Annotated in this window: 18 protein-coding genes and 1 riboswitch; of the genes, 10 read left to right on the top strand and 8 right to left on the bottom strand. The window is 65.0% G+C overall.

All coding sequences use genetic code 11. The features are described from left to right. Positions 1 to 40 precede the first annotated feature (40 nt). Positions 41 to 973, bottom strand: a complete 933-nt coding sequence (locus tag ASD01_RS25655; RefSeq protein WP_034798471.1) for a sugar ABC transporter substrate-binding protein — start codon at positions 971 to 973, stop codon at positions 41 to 43. A 297-nt stretch (positions 974 to 1,270) separates the two neighbouring features. Here ASD01_RS25655 and ASD01_RS25650 point away from each other — a divergent pair, with 297 nt between their 5' ends. Beyond that, positions 1,271 to 2,272: a LacI family DNA-binding transcriptional regulator gene (locus tag ASD01_RS25650; protein ID WP_060521906.1), complete on the top strand. Its 1,002-nt coding sequence runs from the start codon at positions 1,271 to 1,273 to the stop codon at positions 2,270 to 2,272. A gap of 51 nt (positions 2,273 to 2,323) precedes the next feature. Here the strand turns inward: ASD01_RS25650 and ASD01_RS25645 are convergent, their stop codons facing one another. From ASD01_RS25645 to bioB, 5 genes are read right to left on the bottom strand one after another with little or no spacing between them, the layout of a single operon-like run. Next, positions 2,324 to 3,313, bottom strand: coding sequence for a beta-ketoacyl-ACP synthase III (locus tag ASD01_RS25645; protein ID WP_060644570.1), 990 nt, complete (start codon positions 3,311 to 3,313; stop codon positions 2,324 to 2,326). Next, complete coding sequence (locus ASD01_RS25640) at positions 3,310 to 4,578, bottom strand: adenosylmethionine--8-amino-7-oxononanoate transaminase (protein ID WP_060644568.1); 1,269 nt, start codon at positions 4,576 to 4,578, stop codon at positions 3,310 to 3,312. The genes ASD01_RS25645 and ASD01_RS25640 overlap by 4 nt, the downstream gene beginning before the upstream one ends. Further along, a complete protein-coding gene (bioD, locus tag ASD01_RS25635; RefSeq protein WP_060644566.1) occupies positions 4,575 to 5,213 on the bottom strand; it encodes a dethiobiotin synthase in 639 nt (212 codons plus the stop codon). The genes ASD01_RS25640 and bioD overlap by 4 nt, the downstream gene beginning before the upstream one ends. Continuing rightward, the gene (locus tag ASD01_RS25630; RefSeq protein WP_060644565.1) at positions 5,210 to 6,355 is read right to left on the bottom strand and encodes an 8-amino-7-oxononanoate synthase; all 1,146 of its coding nucleotides are present in this window, start codon (positions 6,353 to 6,355) and stop codon (positions 5,210 to 5,212) included. Before ASD01_RS25630 ends, bioD begins: the two co-directional genes overlap by 4 nt. Next, the gene (gene bioB / locus ASD01_RS25625) at positions 6,352 to 7,368 is read right to left on the bottom strand and encodes a biotin synthase BioB (protein WP_082584690.1); all 1,017 of its coding nucleotides are present in this window, start codon (positions 7,366 to 7,368) and stop codon (positions 6,352 to 6,354) included. Before bioB ends, ASD01_RS25630 begins: the two co-directional genes overlap by 4 nt. Positions 7,369 to 7,792: 424 nt before the next feature. Beyond that, positions 7,793 to 7,913, top strand: a riboswitch (TPP riboswitch). Between the two features lie 161 nt (positions 7,914 to 8,074). Here bioB and thiO point away from each other — a divergent pair. Genes thiO through ASD01_RS25605 form a run of 4 tightly spaced genes read left to right on the top strand, consistent with a single transcriptional unit; the run spans position 8,075 to position 10,619 of the window. Continuing rightward, on the top strand, positions 8,075 to 9,046 hold the full coding sequence (gene thiO / locus ASD01_RS25620) for a glycine oxidase ThiO (protein WP_060601816.1): 972 nt from the start codon (positions 8,075 to 8,077) through the stop codon (positions 9,044 to 9,046). Continuing rightward, positions 9,043 to 9,240, top strand: coding sequence for a sulfur carrier protein ThiS (gene thiS / locus ASD01_RS25615; RefSeq protein ID WP_060583946.1), 198 nt, complete (start codon positions 9,043 to 9,045; stop codon positions 9,238 to 9,240). The genes thiO and thiS overlap by 4 nt, the downstream gene beginning before the upstream one ends. Before the next feature lie 3 nt (positions 9,241 to 9,243). Further along, positions 9,244 to 10,017, top strand: coding sequence for a thiazole synthase (locus tag ASD01_RS25610; protein ID WP_060644564.1), 774 nt, complete (start codon positions 9,244 to 9,246; stop codon positions 10,015 to 10,017). After that, entirely contained in the window at positions 10,014 to 10,619 is a 606-nt protein-coding gene (locus tag ASD01_RS25605; protein WP_060644563.1) for a thiamine phosphate synthase, read from the top strand. Before ASD01_RS25610 ends, ASD01_RS25605 begins: the two co-directional genes overlap by 4 nt. Positions 10,620 to 10,652: 33 nt before the next feature. Here the strand turns inward: ASD01_RS25605 and ASD01_RS25600 are convergent, their stop codons facing one another. Beyond that, positions 10,653 to 12,383, bottom strand: a complete 1,731-nt coding sequence (locus ASD01_RS25600) for an amidohydrolase family protein (protein ID WP_082584703.1) — start codon at positions 12,381 to 12,383, stop codon at positions 10,653 to 10,655. A gap of 126 nt (positions 12,384 to 12,509) precedes the next feature. Here ASD01_RS25600 and ASD01_RS25595 point away from each other — a divergent pair, with 126 nt between their 5' ends. From ASD01_RS25595 to ASD01_RS25585, 3 genes are all read left to right on the top strand, one after another. Next, entirely contained in the window at positions 12,510 to 16,625 is a 4,116-nt protein-coding gene (locus ASD01_RS25595; protein ID WP_060644561.1) for an AAA family ATPase, read from the top strand. Next, positions 16,622 to 18,181: a B12-binding domain-containing radical SAM protein gene (locus ASD01_RS25590; protein ID WP_060644560.1), complete on the top strand. Its 1,560-nt coding sequence runs from the start codon at positions 16,622 to 16,624 to the stop codon at positions 18,179 to 18,181. The genes ASD01_RS25595 and ASD01_RS25590 overlap by 4 nt, the downstream gene beginning before the upstream one ends. Before the next feature lie 169 nt (positions 18,182 to 18,350). Beyond that, entirely contained in the window at positions 18,351 to 19,412 is a 1,062-nt protein-coding gene (locus tag ASD01_RS25585) for a glycoside hydrolase family 25 protein (RefSeq protein ID WP_034798446.1), read from the top strand. A 43-nt stretch (positions 19,413 to 19,455) separates the two neighbouring features. On the opposite strand, the gene ASD01_RS25580 is transcribed toward ASD01_RS25585, so the two are convergent. Then, positions 19,456 to 20,745, bottom strand: coding sequence for a patatin-like phospholipase family protein (locus tag ASD01_RS25580; RefSeq protein ID WP_162251039.1), 1,290 nt, complete (start codon positions 20,743 to 20,745; stop codon positions 19,456 to 19,458). Positions 20,746 to 21,159: 414 nt separating this feature from the next. On the opposite strand from ASD01_RS25580, the gene ASD01_RS25575 reads away from it, so the two are divergent. Both ASD01_RS25575 and ASD01_RS25570 read left to right on the top strand, forming a co-directional pair. Beyond that, positions 21,160 to 21,834: a response regulator transcription factor gene (locus ASD01_RS25575; RefSeq protein WP_034798445.1), complete on the top strand. Its 675-nt coding sequence runs from the start codon at positions 21,160 to 21,162 to the stop codon at positions 21,832 to 21,834. After that, positions 21,831 to 23,201 (top strand): sensor histidine kinase, encoded by a 1,371-nt coding sequence (locus tag ASD01_RS25570; RefSeq protein WP_060644558.1) that lies wholly within the window; start codon positions 21,831 to 21,833, stop codon positions 23,199 to 23,201. Before ASD01_RS25575 ends, ASD01_RS25570 begins: the two co-directional genes overlap by 4 nt. The last annotated feature ends 91 nt before the right edge of the window (positions 23,202 to 23,292 follow it).

The following is a 23,292-nucleotide window of genomic DNA, read 5'->3' as shown; positions in this document are numbered from 1 at the left end:
CGCACCGGGCAGCGCCCGGTGCGCACGCGCGGTCTCAGAGCTATTTCACGTTGTCCTTGGTCACGAGCTCGATGTCGGTCTTCACCCAACCTTCGAGTTTGGGCCCGCCGGCCACGACTTCGAGCGCCTTGTCGATTGCGTTCGCCGCCATCTGCGAACCGAACTGGTCGACTGTCGCCAAAAGCTTGCCGTCCTTCAGCATGGGGGCTACCGCCGGCACATTGTCGAAGCCGACGACCTTGATGTCGTTTCGGCCAGCCGCGTCGAGCGCCTTGACGACACCGATCGCCATGGAATCGTTGGCGGCGAGCACACCCTGGATATCGGGATGCGCCGTCAGCATGGTCGAGAAGACGGAATTGGCCTCTTCCGTTTCCCAATGCGCCGTCCGAGAATCGAGAAGATCGAGCTTGCCTGCCGCGATCGCATCCTCGAAGCCGAGCTTGCGCTGCGCTGCATTGTCGGCGCCCGGATTGCCCTCGAGGATCACGACCTTACCGCCGGCGCCGAGATCCTTGGCGAGCGCATCACCGACCATCTTGGCGCCGCCTCGATTGTCAGGGCCGACGAAGGCCAGATCGACGCCGGCATCCTTCTTTGCCTGCTCGTCGAGCGAAACGTCGAAATTGATGACGACAATACCCGCATCCATCGCCTTCTTCAGCGGCGCGACCATGGCGCGGGAGTCGGCCGGCGCAATCACGATCGCATCGACGCCCTGGGTAATGAAGTTCTCGACGCCATTCAGCTGGCTCTCGAAGTCGGTCTCGTTCTGCATGCCGATGGCTTTAAGCTCGTAGTCGCCACGCTTCTGCGCATGTGCTTCGGCGCCTTCCAGCATGTTCTTGAAGAAGTCGTTTGCAAGCGACTTCATGACGAGGCCGACGACGGGTTTATCGGCAGCCATGGCAAGTGTCGGCAATGCGGTGGCAACGGTAAGTGCGACGATAGACGCATACAGGGAAAATTTCATGGGTTCTCCTCCGGTGAAAAGATGGTCCTCCAACCATCAATGAAACGTTTCATCACATGAACATGCGTGGCCCGCTTCGACCTTTAGAAGATAGAAAGGCGGTATCGCTGTCAATATGAAACGTTTCATCGCTGAGAAATTTGTGCTGGAAGCCGCTACCGGTTCGCGGCATTCTCTGATCTAAGAGGAAGGCCAGCTGCCGTCGGGCGGACCCGCGGTCGCTGGCGTAAGACTTTGATCCGTTGCATGATTTTACCCTCCTGATCGATGCAGCGAACGTGATAGGGAGCCGACCGTTTGAACCCGACGATCAAGGATGTTGCCCAGCGCGCCGGGGTGTCCGTCGGCACGGTTTCGCGTGTGCTTGCCAAGAACAAGACGGTGAGCGAGGACATCAGGGCTAAGGTCGAAGCAACGATCGACGCGATCGGCTACCGACCGAACATTCTCGGTCGCAGCCTCCGGCTCGCCAAGACCGACATTATCGGCCTCGTCGTGCCTGACATCACCAACCCCTTCTTTGCCGAGCTTGCCAAACAGGTGGAGATGTTGGCTTCCGCCGAAGGCTACTCGGTGCTGCTTGCCAACACCCATGACGACCCGGACGCCGAGAAGCAGCAAATTGAAACCCTGCTCGGACGGTTGCCGGCCGGGCTGATCCTCGTTCCCGTCAGCAACAGCCTCGCCGATGGATTGGCGTCGCGCACGCGCACGGTGACCGTCGACCGGCCCTTGAGCGGCCATGCGCTCGTCTCCGTCGACAATCGTCAGGGCGGTTATCTCGCCGCGGACCACCTGCTTTCGCTCGGCCATCGTCGGCTTGGCTATATCAGCGGTCCGGGCACGACCGAAGTCTCCGGCGAGCGCCGCGGCGGTTTCGTTCAACGGCTCGAGGAATTCCGGAAAAGCCACCCAGGCGACTACGTTCCGCCGCAGATCGTCGAGGGGCACTTCGACTACCGCTCAGGTGAAGAACTTGGTAAGCAGCTGCTGACGCAACCCGTAGCAAGTCGCCCGACTGCGATCGCCACCGCCAGCGACCAGCAGGCAATCGGCTTGCTGCGCGCCGCCGACGACATGGGGCTTCGGGTCCCGAACGACCTTTCGATCGTCGGCTTCGACGACATTCCTCTGGCTTCGCTGGTGCTGCCGCGGCTCACCACCATTCGCCAGCCGATCGACGAGATCGCCCGGCTGGCACTCGAAGGCGTGCTCGGCAGCCATGCGCTGCAAGAGGAATACAAGCTGCAGCCAATGCTGATGAAACGCGGCTCTTGCGCCGCGCCCTCAACACCCTGACATCACGGCGCGCGCCCCGGGTTACGCGGCGTGGCTGCCGTCGACGCGTCATCAGATCGCGAGCACTGCCGCCCCTCCCGCAAGCCCCGCGCCGGCCGCCGTCAGCAACAGCTTTTCGCCGGAGATGAAGGGTTTTTCTCGGTGCGCCAGCGATAGCGACAGCGGGATGGTCGCGGCCGACGAATTGCCGTAGTCCGAGATCGTGCGCACCGTTTTCGACGGCGCGATGCCGAGACGATCGCAGACGGCGTCGAAAATGCGGGCATTGGCCTGATGCGGCACGAAGCGGCTGATGTCCGGGGCCACGCAGCCGGCGGCGCCCATGGCGTTCACGGCACAGGCCGTCATCATCTCCACCGCCTGCGCGAACATCTCGCGCCCGTCACGCATTGTCATCAGCAGATCCTCGGGCCTGGTGTCGGCGGAAAACGGCCTGTTGCTGCCGCCGGCGGCAATCGAGATCAGATCGTAGCGACTGCCGTCGGCGTCTAGGTCAACGCCGACGAGGCCGGTTTGCGGGTCATCGGACGGCGCGACGACGACGGCGCCGGCCGCATCGGCAAAGAGCACGGCGCTCGCCCGCTCGGCCAGATTGATCCTGCGGCTCAAGATGTTGGCCGCCACCACCAGCACCGGCTTTCCCTGAGCCCGCGCGAAACCATCGGCAAGCGTCAGCGCGTAGAGGAAACCCGAGCAGGCGCCGGCAAGGTCGATCGCACCAGCGTTGGAAAGGCCGAGACGATGGGCGAGCAGGGGTGCTGAAGGCGGCAGCAGGTGATCGGGCGTCGAGGTCGCAAGCAGGACCAGGGCGATATTGGCGGCCGGGGTGCGGGCATCTTCGAGCGCCATTGCGCCCGCCTTTGCTGCAAGCCCCGACAGCGTGTCTTCAGACGCGGCCCAGCGCCGCTCGCGAATGCCGGTGCGGCGCTCGATCCAGCCGGGCTCAAGCCCGAGCGTCGTCTCGATTTCGCCGTTGGCGACACGCCGCTCCGGCACCGCATGGCCGAAACCGACGATCCGGGATGAGCGAACGAGCCTCATAGCTGCCCTGCCCCGAAGAGCGACGCCGCCTCGTCGATCGCGTCATAGGCCCGCCCGAGATCGGCATCGGTGACGCAATAGGGCGGCATCAGGTAGATGACGTTGCCGAGCGGACGGATCAGCAAACCACGCTTGCGGAAAAACGCCCTGAGCTGCGGGCCGACCTCGGCGAGATAGCCGCCGGACGGCACCGTGAGGTCGAGGGCTGTAATGGTGCCGATTTGGCGAACGTCGACGAAGCGAGGATCGTCGGCGAAGCGCGCCAGATGTCGACGCTGGCGCGCGACCAAGGTTTCGATACGCGCGCCCACCGGCTCCTGTCTCCAGACGGCGAGATTGGCAAGTGCCGCGGCACAGGCGATCGGGTTGGCCGTGTAGGAACTCGAATGGAAGAAGGTCTTGCGTCGGTCGACCGAAAGATGCGCCTCGAAGATCTCCGAGGTGCAAAGCGTCGCGGCCAGAGGAAGCGCGCCGCCGGTCAGCCCCTTCGAGGTGCAGAGAATATCGGGCGCGATCCCGGCCTGCTCGCAGGCAAACAGGCTGCCCGTCCGCCCCCAACCGGTCATCACCTCGTCGGCGATCAGCAGGCTGCCATGCCGTTCGGCAATGCGTTTCAGCTCGGACAGCACGGAAGCCGGATAGGTCTTCATGCCACCGGCGCCAAGCAGCAGAGGCTCGATCAACAGGGCGGCAACCTCGCCGGAAGCGCAAGCCTGTTCGAAGGCGTCGAGCGTTGCCTGCTCCCGGCCCGGCTCCGGAAAGGGCAGGCGATCGACGGCGAAGAGCAGCGGCGCGTAGGCGGCATTGAAGACGCCTCTTTCGCCGGCCGACATCGTGCCGATCGTGTCGCCGTGATAGCCATGCTCCAGCACACAGATCCGGCTCCGCGGCTGGCCGCTGTTGTGGAAGAACCCGAGCGCCATCTTCAGCGCGACCTCGACCGCAGTCGAACCGCTATCGGAATAAAACACATGGGAGAGCCCGGGCGGTGCGATCTCGATCAGCCCGCGCGCCAGGTCTTCCGCCGGTGCGTGAGTATATTCGGCGAAGATGATCTGGTCGTAGGTCTCCGTAGCCCTGCGGATCGCCTCCATGATCGTGGGGTGACGGTGGCCGTGGGTGATAACCCACCAGGACGAAATCGCATCGAGGATCGACGCGCCATCTTCGTCGACGAGATACGCTCCTTCGGTGCCGACGATGCGGCGCATCGCCGGTTCGAGGGCATGCTGGGTGAAGGGATACCAGACGGCGGAGCTCTTCATGCCGGCATCCCTCGAAAATCGGCGATGTTGAAATTCTCGGCGAAGGCGTGGCGCAGGCGGTCGGGCGTCAGCGGGTCGAGCCGCGGCAGCCGCCCGAGCCGGCGCACCCCGCCAAGGCGCGTGATGATCGCTTCGGTGTCCTCCTGCGCGTCACCAATGAAGGCGACGCCGAGAACGGGAATGGCGCGGCGGCGCAGCGCTTCGAGCGACAAGAGGGTGTGGTTGATCGTGCCGAGCCCGGTGCGAGCGCAGACAACCACCGGGATCAACCAGCGCGCAAAGACATCCGCAAAGACCGTGTGCTCCGTCAGCGGCACCAAAAGCCCGCCTGCGCCTTCGATCACCAGCGGTCGTTCCACCGCCTGCGGGGAAAGATGCTCCGGGTCGATGGTGACGCCATCGATCCGTGCTGACAGGTGCGGCGACGCCGGTGTTGCGAGCCTGTAGGCTTCGGGCAGGACGCGGTCAGACGACAACCGACCGAGCCGGGCGACGGTCTCGCTGTCGGTTTCTTCGTCGAGCCCTGACTGCACAGGCTTCCAGTAGCAACCGTCGAGCGCATCGGTAAGCGCCGCGGAAAAGATGGTCTTGCCGATGCCGGTATCGGTACCGGTGACCACAATACGGGTTTTCATGGCCGCTCCTTCGCGATCGCGATCTTCAACTGCTGCAGCATCTGCACGATTGCGGCCCGGTCGACGTTGAGGGTGATGGCGATCCGAAGACGCGCAGTGCCTTCCGGCACCGTCGGCGGGCGGATTGCCCTGACATCGTAACCCTCGGCGCGCATACGGGCGGCGATGCGGACCGCTCGGCCGTTATCACCGATCGGGATGGGCAGGATCTGCGAGCCGCTGCCTTCGATGCCGAGCACCTCGGCGAGCGCCCGGTTGGCGAAAGACCTGAGGCCGTCGAATGCGGCGCGGCGTTCCGGCTCGTCGACGAGGGCGGCGAGCGCTTCACGCACCGCGGCCGCGATGAGTGGCGAGGGCGCGGTCGAATAGATGAAATTGCGGGCGCGGTTGACGATATAATCGCAAAGCACGGCGCTTGCTCCGACCAGTGCGCCGGAAACACCGAGCGCCTTGCCGCAAGTATGCAGCATGACGACGTTCTCCCGGTCCTCCAGCTCAGCGGCGAGACCGCGACCTTCCGGCCCGAAGACGCCGGTCGCGTGCGCCTCGTCGATGACGAGAAAGCCGTCATGCTGCGCGGCAAGCGCTAAGAGGTCGGCGAGCCGCGCCCGATCGCCATCCATCGAATAGAGGCTTTCGACGGCAATCCACGGGCGCCCTGTGCCGCCGGCGCGGCGCCATTGGCCGATCGCATCGGCAAAGGCGTCGATATCGTTGTGCGCTGCCGCAACCGCATCGGCCTTGCTCGCAGCGATGCCTTCATGGGCGCTCGCATGGATCAGGGCATCGTGGACGATGAGGTCGTCGCGCTGCGGCAGCGTCGAAAACAGGGCAGCATTGGCGGCGTAGCCGCTGCCGAAGAAGAGCATTCGTTGCGCGCCGAAGAAGGTGGCCGCTTCCGCCTCAAGTGCCTCGTGTTCTTCGTGATTGCCGCGCAACAGCCGTGAGCCGCCGGAGCCGACCGGCACGCCGCGCGCGATGGCACCCGTTATCGCCGCCTTCAGCCGCGTCGAAGCGGCGAGCGCCAGGTAGTCGTTCGAGGTAAAATCCAGGCCGCCAGCGGGGGCAAGTGCGCGCCGGCGGCCCTTGCGATCAAGGCCCTCCAGCGTCTTCTCATAGCGCGCAAACAGACCCAGGGTCATTCGGCCGCATCCTGCCTTGCCGCCGGAGCCATCGGCTTCAACCCCAGGCGTCGGAAGAGCGCCGCATCATGGTCCTCGCCGGGATTGTCGGCGGTCAGCAGGGTTTCGCCGACAAAGATCGAATTGGCGCCGGCGAAGAAACAGAGCGCCTGCGTCTCGTCGCTCATGTCGGTCCGGCCGGCCGAGAGCCGGACATGCGATAGCGGCATCAGGATGCGGGCAAGCGCGATGGTGCGGACGAAATCGATCGGATCGACGGGCACTGCATCGGCCAGCTTCGAGCCCCGGATCGGGATCAGCATGTTGATCGGCACGCTTTCGGGCGGCACCGGCAGATTGGCGAGCGTCACCAGCATGGAGATCCGGTCGTCGGCGGTTTCGCCCATGCCGAGAATGCCACCGGCGCAGACCTTGATGCCGGCGTCGCGGACATTCGCGAGCGTCTCCAGCCGATCGGCAAAGCTGCGGGTGGTGATGATCTCGCCGTAGAAGCGTTCTGAGGTATCGACATTGTGGTTGTAGTAGTCGAGCCCGGCCTCGGCGAGCCGTGCGGACTGGTCCGGCGTCAGCATGCCCAGCGTCATGCAGGTTTCCATGCCAAGCGCCCGCACACCGCCGATCATGGCGACGATCGCGTCCATGTCGCGGTCCTTCGGGCTGCGCCAGGCGGCCCCCATGCAATAGCGCGTCGCACCGCCGTCGCGCGCCTGTCGCGCCTCGGCAAGCACACGCTCGACCTCCATCAGCTTCGATGCCTTGAGCCCGGTCGGATAGTGGGCGGACTGGCTGCAATAGCCGCAATCCTCGGCGCAGCCTCCGGTCTTGATCGAGAGCAGCCGGCTCATCTGGATGGCGTTGGGATCGAACTGCGCACGATGGACCGTGTGTGCGCGGTAGAGCAAATCGTTGAACGGCAAATTATAGATTTTTTCAGCTTCCGCTTGGGTCCAGCGGGCTTCGCCCGCGTCGCCCGGGGTAAAATTAGCGCCAGTTGATAGGGTTCCGTCCAGCATTTCGGCTCGTCCTCCAGGTCATCGCAAACGCGAAATAGATAGAATCTGATATTATCTATAATTTTATCGACGAGCAAAGTTCGCAAGCACCCAGATGGAGAGTTTCCGTTAACGAATGCCCTTCTGGTTGTATTTTTGACCGTGAGTGAATCTGGAAACCGCCGGGACGGGGCAACAATCACCAATCAATCGGTCGCAGCTCCCATTTCCGAAATCGGGCGTACCGCACCCGAGAAACAAGGGCGCGGCTGGGCTTCTCCGGTGTTTTTCGACCCGCTCCACCCGGTTGCCCCACCTCCTTTCATCACGCCGCCAAAGCTTCCGCTTTCTCGTCGCAAATTATAGATAATTTTTTCGGCATATGAGATCGCATCGCACACGAATGCTGGCTCTTGACAAAAACCGCCCCGAACGGTCAGCTTGGAGCATTCACCAGGGGTGTCCCGCCAAGGGGCTGAGATTCTGCTATGCGATTTGCGCGGCGCAGTGACCCGTTGAACCTGATCCAGTTCATACTGGCGTAGGGACGGTGCAGACATCGCTGCCGCAAACGTCGCCTTCACGCGACCATTCAACGGCAAGGCGTCCTTCCCCTTCCTTCGCTCGTGAACTGGGTCTCCACAATCGGAGCCTCGGCATGCACACCGCCAACACCATCCCGCTTCCCTCACGACGGCCCGCCCACGCCTCGCGGGAACACTGAGCCATGCGGATCCTCGTCAAAGGTGCCGGCGTCGCAGGGCTCTGTCTGGCGCATGAACTTAGCGCCCGCGGTGTCGCGGTGACGGTTGTCGAGCAAAAACCAGGCTTTGCCGGCGCGGCCTCCTGGTTTGCCGGCGGCATGCTGGCACCCTGGTGCGAACGCGAAAGCGCCGAAGAGGTGGTGCTGACGAAGGGCATCGGCGCCATTGACTGGTGGGACGACGCCCTGCCAGGCGAGGTTTCCCGAAACGGCACGCTTGTCGTCGCCCCGCCACGGGATGCGGGCGAACTCAAGCGCTTTGCCTCACGCACCTCCGGCTTCGAATGGCTCGACGCCGCCGCGATCGAACGGCTGGAACCGGCACTTGCCGGACGTTTCCGCGAGGCGCTGTTTTTTCCCGGTGAGGCGCATCTCGACCCGCGCCGGGCGCTGAGCCGGTTGCGGCAGAAGCTTGTCGATCACGGCGTCACCTTCCTCGATGAGACGAGCGACGATGGCCACCACGATCTCGTCGCCGACTGCGCCGGCGCGGCACGCATCGGCGAAACGCCGGGCCTGCGGGGCGTGCGCGGTGAAATGCTCTACCTGCAGACAAGCGACGTGGAGCTGTCGCGGCCGGTCAGGCTCATTCATCCCCGCATCCCGCTCTACATCGTGCCGCGCGGCGGCGGCCTCTTCATGTGCGGGGCGACGATGATCGAGACGGATGACGGCGGACCGATCACCGCCCGCTCCCTCATGGAACTGCTGAACGCCGCCTATGCGCTGCATCCGGCCTTCGGCGAAGCGCGCCTCTTCGAAACCGGCGCCGGCGTCCGCCCCGCCTTCGCCAACAACCTGCCGCGCGCCCTGCGCACCGGGCAGACCATCACGATCAACGGGCTTTACCGCCATGGCTTCCTGCTTTCGCCGGCCCTGGCGGCGGAAGCAGCCGACCTCGCGCTTGCGCAGGACCTGAAGGGAGATGCCGCATGAGACTGACCGTCAATGGCGAGGATCACGACCTCGCCGTCACCACCCTCGCCGAGCTTCTGGCCGCCCTTGATTTCGAAGGTGACTGGCTCGCCACCGCCGTCAACGGCGAACTGGTGCACCGGGCCGACCGTTCGGGTCATGCGCTCAGCGACAGGGACCGGATCGAAATTCTCTCGCCGATGAAAGGAGGCTGAGACATGCTGACGCTTTATGGACAGGACCTGCGCTCACGGTTGCTGCTCGGCACCGCCCGCTACCCCTCCCCCGCCGTTCTGGAAGATGCGGTGCGATCGTCAGGCACTGAGATCGTCACGGTCTCGCTCCGGCGCGAAACCGCCGGAGGCCGCCAGGGCGGCGCCTTCTTCGAACTGATCCGGGCGCTCGGCGTGCACGTGCTGCCGAACACCGCCGGCTGCCACTCGGTGTCAGAGGCGGTGCTGACGGCCAAGATGGCGCGCGAGGTCTTCGGCACCAACTGGCTGAAACTCGAAGTGATCGGCCACCACGATACGCTGCAGCCCGATGTCTTCGGGCTGGTCGAGGCGGCGCGCATCCTCTCGGCCGAAGGGTTCGAAGTCTTTCCCTACACCACGGATGATCTCGTGGTTGCCGAACGGCTCGTGGAAGCCGGCTGCAAGGTGCTGATGCCCTGGTGCGCGCCGATCGGCAGCGCCATGGGGCCGCAGAACATCCAGGCGCTCAGGGCAATGCGGGCCAACTTTCCCGATGTGCCGCTGATCGTCGATGCCGGCATCGGCCGGCCCTCGCACGCAACGACGGTGATGGAGTTCGGCTTCGATGCCGTCCTGCTCAACACCGCCGTCGCCGGCGCCGCCAAGCCCGCGCTGATGGCCGCTGCGTTCGCGGGCGCGATCGATGCCGGCCGGCAGGCCTTCGAGGCGGGCATGCTCGAACCGCGCGATTTTGCCGTCCCTTCCACCCCCGTCATCGGAAAGGCGGTGTTTGCGTGAAACTTGACCCCTTCTATCTCATCGTCGACAGCACGGATTGGATCGAGCGGCTGGTGCCGCTCGGCGTCAAGCTGGTGCAGCTACGCGTCAAGGATCGTACGGAAGCGGAGATCCGCCGCGAGATCCGCGCGGCCAAGGCCGTTTGCGACGAGCAGGGCTGCCAGCTCATCGTCAACGACTACTGGCAACTGGCGATCGCGGAAGGCTGCGACTTCGTCCATCTCGGCCAGGAGGACCTGGCGGAGGCCGACCTTACTGCAATCCGCGCCGCCGGCCTGAAGCTCGGACTCAGCACCCATGACGAGACGGAACTGGAGACAGCACTTGCTGCCAAGCCCGACTATGTCGCGCTCGGACCGGTTTACCCGACCATTCTCAAGGCTATGAAGTGGGCGCCGCAGGGACTGCCGCGCCTTGCCGCCTGGCGGAACCGTGTCGGGTTGCTGCCGCTGGTCGCCATCGGCGGCCTCAACGTCGAGCGGATCGCCGGCGCCTTCGAGCACGGCGCCGACATCGCCGCCGTCGTTACCGACATCACCCGCAACGCCGACCCGGAAGGCCGGACGCGCGAATGGATCGCCAGAACCGCACCGTGGCGATAGGCACGTGCCGGACCGCGGGTAGCAGTTTCGCGGTCAGGCGATCTCCAGCTGCGAGAGCCAGGAGGCGTCCAGGCCACGCTTGCGACAATAGGTGGCAAGCCGCTGGCGGGTCGGCCCCGGCCGGTCGAGGCCGAGGTAACGGGAGGCGTTCTTCCAGAAGATGTTCTGCTGGTCCTCCTCGCTCACATTGGCCTCCTTCAGTTGCTGGGCGATCCGCGGGACGTAGGCGTTGTAGTCCTTCTCCAGCGCCATCATCGACCAGTCGGTGCCGAACATCAGATGGCGCGCATCGGGATCGTAGTCCCGCAGCCATTTGTCGAGCAGCGCGCGGATTTTTTCGTGCAGCCCGGGCGTGTTGTCGGTGACGAGCTCGCTCAGGTAGCTCAGGTCGGCAAACAGGTTCGGCCGGCGCCCGTGGCCGATCGTCTTGCCAATGATGTCCTCCCAGGTCGGCGGACCGGAGAATTTGTCCTGGGCGCAGGACACCATGACCCCCGTCGGCGCGCCCGGGCGAATGACTTCATCGAAAGCGCCGAAATGCGCCAGATTGATCCGCAAGTCATTGTAACGGTTGGTGTCGAGCAGCTTCTTCCAGTAGGCGGGGCTCGCCATATTGCCATAGCCGCAGCCGGCGCCGATGCTGTTTTCCGCATGCGCCATGATCGGCACGCTGTTGTCGCGGCACCAGTCGTAGAGCCGCTTCAGCGCCGCATCGATCGCCGGATCCGCATTGCCCCATGCCTTGAAGCCCATCGGCGGGTAGATCTTCACGCCGATGAAGCCCTTTTCCATGATCGCGTAGCGGACGTTTTCCAGCGACGAGCCACGCTTCTGCGCCTCCCGGTGCGGATCGAAGCCGACGAAGCTGTGCATGTGGATGCCGTGCCGCTTGATCACCAGCTGCTGGATCTCGTCCATCACGTCGATCTGGTCGTGCTGCGGCGATGCCCTGCCGCCGATCGACTTCTCGAAATCGAGGATGCTCGGCGTGATCATGGAAAACCGGCATTTCGACGCGAAGATCCGGGCATAGGTTTCCGCCAGGTTTTCGCGGTAGTCCTGCATGAGGCGCACGAAGGAAAGGTAGTTGCCGATCTGTTCGTGGGCCTTGGCGGCCGACGCCAGGGCATCGACATCCGTCTCCTCCACGCTGCCGGAGCGCCGCTGCAAGCCCTGCGGCAGGCCGGGGGTGCCGCCGATCTGTTCCAGCAGGCCTTGATAATCCGGCGTTTCGGCGCCGCTTCGTGCGGTCAACGATGCGCGCTGCTCGCCGGCTAGCGCGACCAGTTGCTTGACGGCGATGCGCAACTGCTCGTTCTTCTGCCGCTCGAACTCGGCGTCGGAGGGGCGCGGCACCCGCTTCTTGAGGATAGCGTCCTCAGCCTTGGCCTTGGGCGCGACGTCGCCAAGGGCCGTCACGAGGAAGACCACCAGGGCGTTTTCCAGACGCTTCGACTGCAGCGGATCGGCGGAGAGTTTTGCTTCCGGCAGTTTCTCCCGCAGCGCCACATAGCGCACCAGCCCTTCCACGGGCACATCGGCCGCGTTGAAGAAATGGCAGTGAACGTCGACGATCGGGTAGGGAAGCTCGCAGGCCGCGGCCGGTGGCCAGTCGTGTCGACACCCGGAAAGCACATTCGCCATCACGCCTGCCGAGAACAGCCGCAAGACATTGCGGCGTGTCACGGCGGCGACCGGACCAGCCCAGTCGACCCCCATCATCCCCTCCTGTTGCGAGACCCCCTCGAACAATCGGGCAAACATTACTCCGTTCGCAAGCGGCGTGGAACAGATATTTACTTGCCGTTACTGGAAACCCATAGGTCAACACGGGCGGCCTTTAAGTGCGAAAGGAGGCATGTTACTCTAAAATCTTGGGGAGAATTTTGCGTGGTAGGTGGCGCCGGCAAGAATGAATTCCAACGTTACCTGTCGGGAGCCCTGGTTCGATGGTCTGCCCCGGCGGCGACGGATTCGGCTGGCCCGACGCGCGAGGACTTTCCCGGCGCCTTGCTGTTCGCCGACATCTCCGGTTTTACCCGCCTGACCGCCAAATGGTCCGAAAGCGACCGCGCCGCCGGCGCCGAACGGGTGAGCCGGCTGCTCAACGGCTACATGGGGCCGCTCGTCCGGCATATCGAGGAACATGGTGGCACCGTGTTGAGCTTTGCCGGCGACAGCCTGCTTGCCGGCTGGCAGGCTGCCACCGACAGCGAGTTGGAGCAGGCCGCCTGGCGCAGCTGCTATTGTGCCGGCCGCATCCGTGAAGAGATCGGCGGTCCGGGCGGGCCGGAGGACGCGCTGCAGCTGCGCATCGCCGTCGGCGTCGGCACCATCACCCTGCTGCACCTCGTTCCCCGCATCGACCAGCGCTGGCTGATCGTCGGCGGCGACTGCCTGGCGCAGGCGGACCATTGCGGCCTTTTGAGCGATGCCGGCGAAATCCTCGTCTCCGACGCCGTGTGGCAGCTGATCGGCAAGCGGGCAACCGGCCGGCCCGGCCGGGAGGGCACCGCCCGCCTCGAACGCATCGATCCCTATTCGACCGCAACCGGGCAGCCCCACCCCCTTTCGGGCTTCGCCAGCAAGCGGCTTGAAGCCTACCTGCCGCTTTCGCTGCGCGGTCGGCTTCTATCGCCGCTTTCGGAGTGGCTGGCGGACCTGAGAACCATTACGGCCCTGTTCGTGCATATCGTTGGCCCGGACCTCGAGAAAGATCTCGATCGGCTGAACCAACTCGTTGCACGGTCGATCGCCGTTGTCGGCCGCACCGGCGGGGAAATCCTCCACACAGCCCTTCACGCGAACAGTCTCGAGATCTTCGCGGTCTTCGGTCTGCCCGGCCCCAAACATGCCGACAATGCGCGCCGCGCGATCGTTGCGGCGCTGCGTCTTTCAGGCGAGCTCGACGATCCCGATATCGGCCTTTCGGCCGGCATCTCCACCGGCGAAAGCTTCTGCGGCGCGCTCGGCGCCAGCCACCGCGCGGACTACACGGTGGTCGGCGCCGCCGTGAACATGGCCGCGCGCCTGGCAAGCGTTGCCGCCGGGCGCATCCTTGTCGACCAGGCGACGGCAAAGGAGACGGCCAGCCAGATCGCCTTCTCCGGACCGTGGTCGCTGGCCATACCGGGCGTGCGCGGCGGCGTGTCTGCCTTCGCGCCGATTGCCGAGACGGTCGCAACGATCGACACCAAGTCACCGGCACTCCTCAACCGCGCGGCCGAAATGACGGCCCTTTCCGCCTATCTCGAAAGCGCGCCCAGGGGGCAGTCCGGCATCATGATCGTCAAGGGCGATTCCGGCGTCGGGAAGTCGGCCCTTCTGCGCGCCTTCGTCGAGCGCTGTCGCGACCGCGGCAACCGCGTGCTCGTCGGCAACGCCGACGACATCGAAAGCGACGTCCCCTATTTCGCCTGGCGCGGGGTTATCCGCGACCTGCTCGGTATCGGCGATCTGCGCGGCGCCGAGGCCACGGACCAGGTGGCGCTCTTCTTTGCGGAAAGACCGGAGCTTGCTTCCCTCGCGCCGCTGCTCAACGATGCCATCAACCTCACCTTGCCGGACACGCCGGAGACCCGGGCCATGTCCGGCGACGGGCGCTCCCATCGGCTACGCGAGCTGCTGAGCGAGCTCATGGCCGACAGTCTCGCCGGGGGACAGGGCTTCGTCGTGCTCGAAGATGTGCACTGGCTCGACGAGGCGTCCGGCCAGCTGCTCGGGCGGCTGGTTTCAGGGGCGGCACCCGTGCCGGTGGTCGTATCGACCCGGACGACCCGCACACAGGAAGACCTGACCCGGTGGACCGGCCTGCACCACAACGGCGCCCAGACGCTCGATCTTTTGCCGCTCGACTTCGAGGGTACGATCGCGCTCGTTCGCGCATCAATCGGCAGCAACTCGCCCGCCGACGGCTTCGGCGAGGCGGTCTATGCGCAGTCGGCCGGAAACCCGCTGCTGATTTGCGAAATCTGCCGGATGATCGGCGAGCGCCGGCTGCCCAAGGCGGCCGAGCCTGCCGCAGCCGTCTCGCTGCTCTCCGAGCCCCGCTCGAACGATGCGACCCTGCTCAACACCGCCAAGGTTACCGTGATTGCCCGGACCGACCAGCTTCCGGCAGAGCTGCAGGTTCTCCTGAAGATCGCAAGCGCCATGGGCGCGACCTTCTCGCTTGCCGAGCTTGGCGCGCTGCCGCCGATCAGGAAGACGTCACTGGACATCGAGGCGAGCATCGAGCGGCTGCAGGCGGCGCATCTGATCAAGCCCGCCGACGACCGCCCGGGCCGGTTCATGTTCAGCCATGCCGTCATCCGCCAGGCGATCTACGAAAGCCTGCTGTCGGAACAGCGCCATGAAGCGCATCGCGCGATCGCCAAGGCGATGGAGGAAGGCGGGCAGCCGGACAATGCGGAAAACCTGCCGCGCGTACTCAGCCACTGGGAGCGCGCAGGCGACGCCGCGCAGGCCTTCAACTATCTGGACCGCGTTGCCGAACTGCGGCTGCGCCAGTTCGACAACGCCGCCGTCGTCGATCTGATCGAGCGCTTCTTCAAGACAGCGCGCGACCTTTCGATCACCATTCTACCGGCAAGACGGGCGGCCGCCTGCTTCCTGCTCGGCGAAGCCAGCCTCAATCTTGGCCGCGCCGAAGCGGCCCGCCATGCCTATGAGGAAGGACTGCGGCTTTCCGGCCTACCGCTGCCGCGCACCTCTGCCGGCCTCGCGCTGCATCTCGTACTCGATCTCGCCGAACAGGTGTGGCGCCGCACCATCCACCGCGACGCGGACTGGATCCTGAAGCGTGAAATCTCGCGATCGCCGTCCGATCCCTTCCTGCTTGCGGCGAAGGCTCATGAGGACCTGACGCGGATCTATTACTTCACCAGCGAGAAGCTGCGGCTGATCCATGCGACGCTGAGGGCGACGAACCTTGCCGAAAGAAACAAATACGTCTCCCCGACGACCGCCGCCAATTATGCCAGCCTCGGCGCCATATGCGGCGTGATCCCGCTGCACAGCCAGGCCGAACACTACAGTCGGCTGGCGGCAGCACTTTCCGAACGCGTCGACCAGTTGGGAACGCGCGTGCGGGTCGACTTACTGTCGGGCATGTACCAGATCGGCATCGGTCATTGGCACGCGGGCAAGCGGGCGTTCGAGGCCGGCCTGAACAATGCGGCGACGGTCGGCGACCTGAGGCGCTGGTGCGAAGTGGCGGTCGGGCTGGAGACGATTTCCGGCCCTTGGCTTTTGACCTCCGCCTTCGAGGGCATCGCGCCCTGGGAGATCCTCGTGCAGCGGATCTGCGAGGAAGGGCGCCGGCGCGGGGACATGCAGGTGCTCGGCTGCGGCCTGCTCGGCCGTCTCAGGGGCCACGCAGCACTTGGCCGCTGGAACGCGATCGACACCGACCTCGACGAACTCGAACAGATCCTTCGCGAAAAGGGTGACGGGCTGGAACTCGTCCATTCGATCGAAGGCGCATCGCTTCTGAGCGAGGCCGCCCGGCGACGGGGCAACAGCACGGAGGCCGCAAGCTGGCTCGAGCGCGCGCTTTCCTGGTGCGAGACGCTCAACCCGGCGATGAAGACGCGAACGCTACCGGCGCTCGCCCGTCTCTTCGATGTCGCCAGCGACCCTGACGGAGGCGACCTGCTGGCCGCACAGCTCGTCCTTAGAAAACTCGAGCGCTTTGCGCGGGTTTACCCGATCGGCCGACCGGTGGCAGCGCTCGGCGAAGCGACCCTGCATCTGCGCCGCGGCCAACAACGCCGCGCCGAGCGCGTCACCCAGTATGCCCTCGCGGAGGCGATCCGGCTGGAGATGCCGGCCGTCGCGCTTGCCGCCCTGCAGCATGCCGCCGGACCGAGAGACGCCGAAGCGCGCCAGGCGTTCGAGACGATGTTTTCGCTGCGCCGGGCCACGTGGTGCGAGGTTCTTCCGCTTGGCCAAACCGACCAGACAACGCATGTCCAGTTTGCCAGATCTCAGGGGAGCCGCGCATGAACCGTCCCAGTCCTCCCCGCATCCTGATCGTGCTAGCCCATTTCGACGAAACCCGGAACCCCAGGGGCCGCCCCGACTTCATCCCCCAGGGAACCGGCCACCTGTTCCTGGCGGGCGCCTTTGCCCGCGACCGCGTGGACCTTCGCGCCTACAGCGAATTCCATGACGGACCGCTCGTCGACGAGGCAGCCTTTGCCGACCTCGACATGCTGGTGTTGACGGGCGTGACCGCAGCCTTCGACCGGATGCAGCACCTGACGGCCTATGCCCGCACCAAGTCACCCGGTTGCGTCGTCGTCGCGGGCGGGCCGGTCGTGCGCAATCTACCGGTTTCGAGCGCCGAAACCTTCGACTACGCCTGCGACGGTGACGTCGAGGAGATGCGGGCGGTCATCAGGGAGGTGTTTGGCGAATGGGCCGTCTCCGAGACGATCCTGCCGCGCTTCGACCTTGCCAATTGGCGCGGTCCGGTCAGCTACATCGAGACGAGCCGCTACTGCAATTTCAAGTGCAGCTTCTGTGCGCTGACCGCCGAAGGCAGACGCTATCACAGCTACGACCCCGCCTATATCGAGGCGCAGCTGCGCAACGCCCCGCCGAAGAAATACGTGCTGTTCATCGACAACAACTTCTACGGCAACAGCAAGGACGTCTTCTATGACAAGCTCGAAGTGATCCGATCGCTGTGGCGGGAAGGGCTGTTTCAGGGCTGGATTGCGCTCGTCACCGGCGACTTCTTCCGCGATCCCGCCAATCTGGAAGCCGTGCGGGCGGCCGGCTGTCTCGGCCTTTTCAGCGGCGTCGAAACGCTGAACGAAGCGCAACTGAAACGCTACCAGAAAAAGCAGAACCTGGTGGTGCCGCAACTGGAGGCGATCCAGACCTGCCTCAACGCCGGCGTCGCCTTCCAGTATGGCTTGATGTTCGATCCGTCGTCGCAGACGATCGAGGCGATGCAGGAGGAGCTCGCCTTCATCACCGGCGAAACCACGATGCCTCTGCCGGCGTTCCTGAGCCTGACGATCCCGCTGCTCGGCACGCCGCTCTTCGACGAGTGCGTCGCCGACGAACGCTTCCTGCCCTCGGCCAAGCTGCGCGACATGGATGGCTTCACCCTGATGACCCGTCCGCTCGATGGTCTTGAGGACGTGGCCCTCTTTGCCCGCAAGTTGTCGCGCCTCGACGGCAACCGCGCCCGTATCCTGCGCCATTGCCTGGGGTTCTACCGCAACTACCGCCACTCGCTTTCCGGGCGGCAGATGATCCACCTGCTGGCCAACAGCCTGCGCCTCGCGCTTCCTTCGGTCCTGCATCGCCACGGCCTGCCGACGCGCTCGGGAAGCGACGAAAATCTCACCTATGTGACGACGACACAGCCGCTCGGCCCGCTCTACACACCAGCCTTCCGGGTCGGCGAGGGTTTCCGTTCGCATTTTGCGCCGACGATGATCACCGACGCGTCCGGCGCGCTCGACGACACCATCGCCCGCAACCTCGAATTCCGCACCAGCCGCCGGCAACGGACAGGCACCGGCATCGAACATTCGTCCAGCTGACAGCGCCACCACGCCTGCGTCAAAGTGCCCGGCCCGATGCAACCTCCAGTGCGTGAAATTGGGTTCGCTTGGTAAGATTGGATTCAAACTTTTTGGGTAAGCTTCCGTTAGCTATTTCACACCTGTCGGCCGGCGATCGCCGTCGACCTTGTTTTGCGTACGGGTGCCCATGCGTCTTTCAGCTGCGACCGCAATCCTTTTTGCCGGCCTCATTTCGGGCTGCTCCTCCAGTTCGAGCCTGGACACCATCGCGCCGCCCTCGCGCGAAACGACGAGTTCGGTCGCGATGTCGGCCGCACCGGTGCCCGCCGCCAATGTCGGCGCGCGGGTCGCGCAGATGACGCCGCCGCAGAACGTTCAATCGGCACCGCCCCAAGAAATGCTCGCCTGGGCCGGACCGGTCCCGGAGCCGGAAGCCTTTGCACCCGCGGCAAACACCACGACGACGCTCGCCGCGCCTGTTCCGGACGCGCGGCCGGTCGCTTTCGTCGCGCCGGAAAATCCGGTGACCCAGGCGATGCCACAGGGCCGCTCGCGGATCTACGGTCATCGTTTCCGTGACGCCAAGCCGATCAACTTCGGCCGCGCCAAAAATCCGCGCAAGATGGCCGTGCATGGCGTCGACGTCTCGCGCTGGCAGGCTGACATCGACTGGGCTCGGCTGCGTACACAAGGGGCGAACTTCGCCTTCATCAAGGCGACCGATGGCGGCGACCACCTCGACCCGATGTTCAAGAAGAACTGGCGCGCTGCCAAGGCGGCCGGCATCCGCCGCGGCGCCTATCACTTCTTCTACTGGTGCCGCACGGCCGGCGAACAGGCCGACTGGTTCATCCGCAACGTTCCGCGTGAACCGGGCGCGCTGCCGCCTGTCATCGACGTCGAATATAACGGCGAATCGAGCTGCAAGCGTCGCCTGTCGCCCGAGCGCGTGCGCGAAAAGATGCAGGTGTTCATGGACAAGCTCGAGGCCCATTACGGCCAGCGTCCTATCATCTACACGGCGCCGGACTTCTACGCCGACAACCTGCAGGGCGCTTTCAAGAACTATCCGTTCTGGCTGCGTGCCGTCGCCCAGCACCCGTCGATCGTCTACCCGAACCGCAAGTGGCTGTTCTGGCAGTATTCCGGTTCTGGCCTTTCTCAAGGGGTCGATGGCAAGATCGACCTCAACGTCTTCCACGGCAGCGAGGACCAGTGGCACGACTGGCTGGAGGCACGGGCGAACTGAGCCGGAAGGCTCTCGCTAACCTGCCTTCTCAGTCTGCAACCTCTCAATCCGCGCGGGCCAGCTCCGGCCCGCCATGGTTGACGCGGTCGAGGAACCGCCGATAGCCGGCATGGTCGCGCAACAGGCGCCGGCCGAGATCCGCAAGAAAATCGACGTCCTTTTCGTTGAGGCTCAGCCGATTGTGCAGCCCGAGGATCCGCCGCGCCAGCACCGGTTCGGATACATCCGACAGCGCCAGCCGGATGATCTCGACATCGAGATCGCCGCAGCCCCGCTTGGCGCCGCTGCTGCCGCACCGCCAAGTCACGAAGCTTTCCCGCCAGGCCGGCAGATGATCGCGCAGCGCATCGAAGCTCTGAAGATTGGGAATATTGATCATCGCGTCGATGGCGGCGACGATCGCATCGGGAGCCTTGGGGCTGTCGACCGTCTTCGAGATGTCCCCGCCGATCCGCGTGGAGGCATCGACGACGATGACAACCAGATGCCTGAGACGGAAGGCGCGCTCCGCTGGGATGGGTTCCGGAGCACCCCGGCCCATCAGGTGCAGCAGGCTTTGCGTTCCGACGCCATCGACCAGGCCGCCATCGTAGAGTTTCAGATAGTTGAGATCCCTTGCCGTTTCATAGCGCCTGAGGGAGCCAGCGTATTCGCGCGCAACGAGCGAGCCCGGCGCGCGAACCCCTGTCTTCTGTGTTTTCGCTTCCGGCAACGCCTCGCAACCGCTTCGGAAGTTCTGCAAGGTCAGCGGCGCGAAAACGACCGGGACGGCGGCCGAGGCCGCAACCGCATAGGCGAGCGGATAGTCGTCGTAGCTGCTGCAGATGGCGGTGAACGAGGCGCGGTCGAAGATGAACGGTGCGCGGTTATAGAGATCGGTCGCGTGGATCACCAGGCGCGGATGGCCGGAGCGCGAGATGTTGCCGAGCGTTGCGCCGTTAAACAGGTTGGCGTCGAGCCAGGCCGGAAAACCGGAGAGATCGTTCACCCCGCCGCGATAGCCGCGCAGGATATTGGGCGGTGAAAACGACGTCCTGAGCGAGGCCTCGACATCGCGTCCGAGAAACCGCTTGCGGAAATCCTCAAGGCCCGCGCGGCCGTTCAAGGCAAAATAGGAGGCGAGCACAGCACCTCCGGAGACGCCGGCAACAACCGCGACATCGTCGGCAAGCCGGCGCCCTCGCCCGCCCGGGGACGGCGCCTCGGCCAACGCCGACAGGACGCCGTAGCCGAAGGCAGCAGAGCGGGCGCCGCCACCGGAAAAGGCAAGGATAATGCCGGTGTCGCTCACATCAAACGTCGACTGCGCAAGCGGCACGGCACCCGTCGTCAATTCAAGTCGCCTGTTTGTGGGCGTCACGTCCGGGCCGGCGCAGCCGGCGGTGGCAAAAGCGAGCGCCAAGGTACCGTGACGCAGGAACCGACCTGCGCGCGCAAGTGCAACCGGATGCGCTGCACGCCAGCCAGCCGGCCTTTCCCTGCGTTGTCTGAGTGTAGGCGACGTCCGTTTGCTGAATGTCATGCGCCGTGATCCGGGTTGGCTTTGCCCGCGAACCCCGTTCTTGAGGTTTCACTGCTGCACAGCCTAAGGATCAAGATTGAGACAGCATGTCATGCAGGGCGCCCGCAACGAATGATTGTGCGGCGACAAAGATCGGGATTACCTTGCGGCGGGATGACAGGTTCCCTCAATGAAGCGGCACTAGGATCGCGCGCGTAGGCACGTTGCACGGGGTAAAGCGCATTCATGCGGGTCTTGCTGGTCGAAGATGAGAAGGAGCTCGCGGGGGCGCTGAAGGCCGCGTTGAGCCATCACCGGATGATCGCCGATCATGCGCGCGATCTCGCTGAGGCCGCGCTGATCCTCAACGACGCCGTCTATGACGTGGTCGTGCTCGATCGCAAGCTGCCCGATGGCGACGGGCTCTCGCTCATCCCAGTGATAAGGGCGCGCGGCAACACCGTGCCGGTGCTGATGCTGACGGCGCTCGACGACCTCGCCGACCGGGTGGCGGGGCTCGATGGCGGCGCCGACGACTATATCGGCAAGCCCTTCGCCTTCGAGGAACTGCTGGCGCGGCTGCGCGCGCTTGCCCGTCGCCCGGTTCCGGTGCAATCCGATGTCGTCACCGTCGGTCGGCTCTCCTTCGATCTCGCCCATTGCGAGGCGAGCGTGGCCGGCACGCCGCTGAAGATGCCGCGGCGCGAGCTTCTGGTGCTTGAAACGCTGACCCGTCGCATGGGACGCATGGTGCTGCGTGCCGCCCTGATGGAGGCCGTGTTCGGGCTCGACGACGAGATCCAGTCCAATGCGCTCGACACCCATATCTCGCGCGTGCGCCGCAAGCTGGCGGACGCAGACGCGGGCGTGACCATCAACGGCATCCGCGGCGTCGGCTATCTTCTCAGAGAAGACCAATGAGCGGCCGCGCTTCCCATTCCTTCAAATGGCGGCTCGTCGGCTGGCTCGTGCTGTTCGAAACGGTAGCGACCCTTGTCGTCATCGCCATTGCGGTCGGCCTGCTCTGGGTGACCGGCTATCTCATCGACGGCTACGAGAACGGCAATGTTGACGTCTTGAAGGACGCGATCACCCGCAAAGCCGATGGCGGGCTCGAACTTCAGGAAACGCCGGAGCTGCAGCGGCTGCGCCAACAGGCGGGAAAGATCTGGTTCATCGTTCGCGACAGACAAGGGCACAGCCTCTCGGACGGCACGGTGCCGGAAGAATTCGCCTTTGCGGTCGCCGGGCTCGAGCGCATGAACGACGCCCGCTTCCGGCTTTCGCCCGACAAGAACGCCCGTCCGGAAGCGGTCGTCAAATGGCTCGAGTCGCCGGCCGGCATGGTCCAGATCTTCAGCGGCACGGAGGGACAATTGACGCTCGGCCGCCTGCTGCTCAGCACCACCGGCGCCTTCCTCAGCATCTTCGTGCCGATGCTGCTACTGCTCGCCTTTGCGACCGTGGTCGTCACCCCGATCGTCGTTCGAAGGATGCTCTCGGGCCTGTCGCACGCGGCCTCGCATGCCGCCCACATCGAATATGACCAGCGAGGCATCCAGATGCCGGTGACGGGTGTTCCCAATGAGTTTCTGCCGCTGGTGACGGCCGTCAACGATGCGCTGACAAGGCTCGATGACGGCTATACGAGACACAAGCGCTTCCTGGCCCAGGCGGCGCATGAGTTGCGCACGCCGGTCGCCATTCTCGGCGCTCGCATCGCCTCGCTGCCGCGGGGACCGGACAAGACCCGCCTCAACGAGGACGTGACGCGCCTTTCCATTCTGGCGGGCCAGCTTCTCGATCTCGAACGGCTCGACGCCGAGAACGATGAGTTCAGGCCCATCGATCTCGCAGCGCTTGCCGAGCGGGTGATCGTCGCGCTCGCGCCACTTGGCTTCGGGGCGGGTTACGAGATGACATTCGAGGCCGATCAACGCCCTGTCATGGTGACGGGAGACGAGGCGTCGCTGGAGCGAGCGCTCACCAATCTCGTGCAGAACGCCATCGACCACGGCGGAAGGCGCGGCACAATCACGGTCAAGGTCGATCCTCAGGGCGTGATCGATGTCTGCGACGACGGCGACGGCATTCCGCGCAGCGAAACCGACCGGATCTTCGAGCCGTTTCAGCGGCTGCGCAAGGACGGCAAGGGCGCGGGCCTCGGCCTCAACCTCGTGCAGAAGATCGTGCACCTGCATGGCGGCTACGTCGACGTCTCCCGCTCGGCGTCCGGCGGCGCCTGCATGCGGATCGTGCTGCCGCTGGCGGCAGCCGTAACAGCTTGAGAAGAACAAGCCCCGGAACCGGCTCTGTCGGTCTTGCCCCGTAAATCGGCTAGGACATGGGGGAAAGACGACATGCGGTTCCGGGGCTCGA

It is taken from the genome of Ensifer sp. Root423 (assembly GCF_001426275.1).
GTDB classification, from domain to species: domain Bacteria; phylum Pseudomonadota; class Alphaproteobacteria; order Rhizobiales; family Rhizobiaceae; genus Ensifer; species Ensifer adhaerens.
This window is presented reverse-complemented; position numbering and strand designations above follow the sequence as displayed.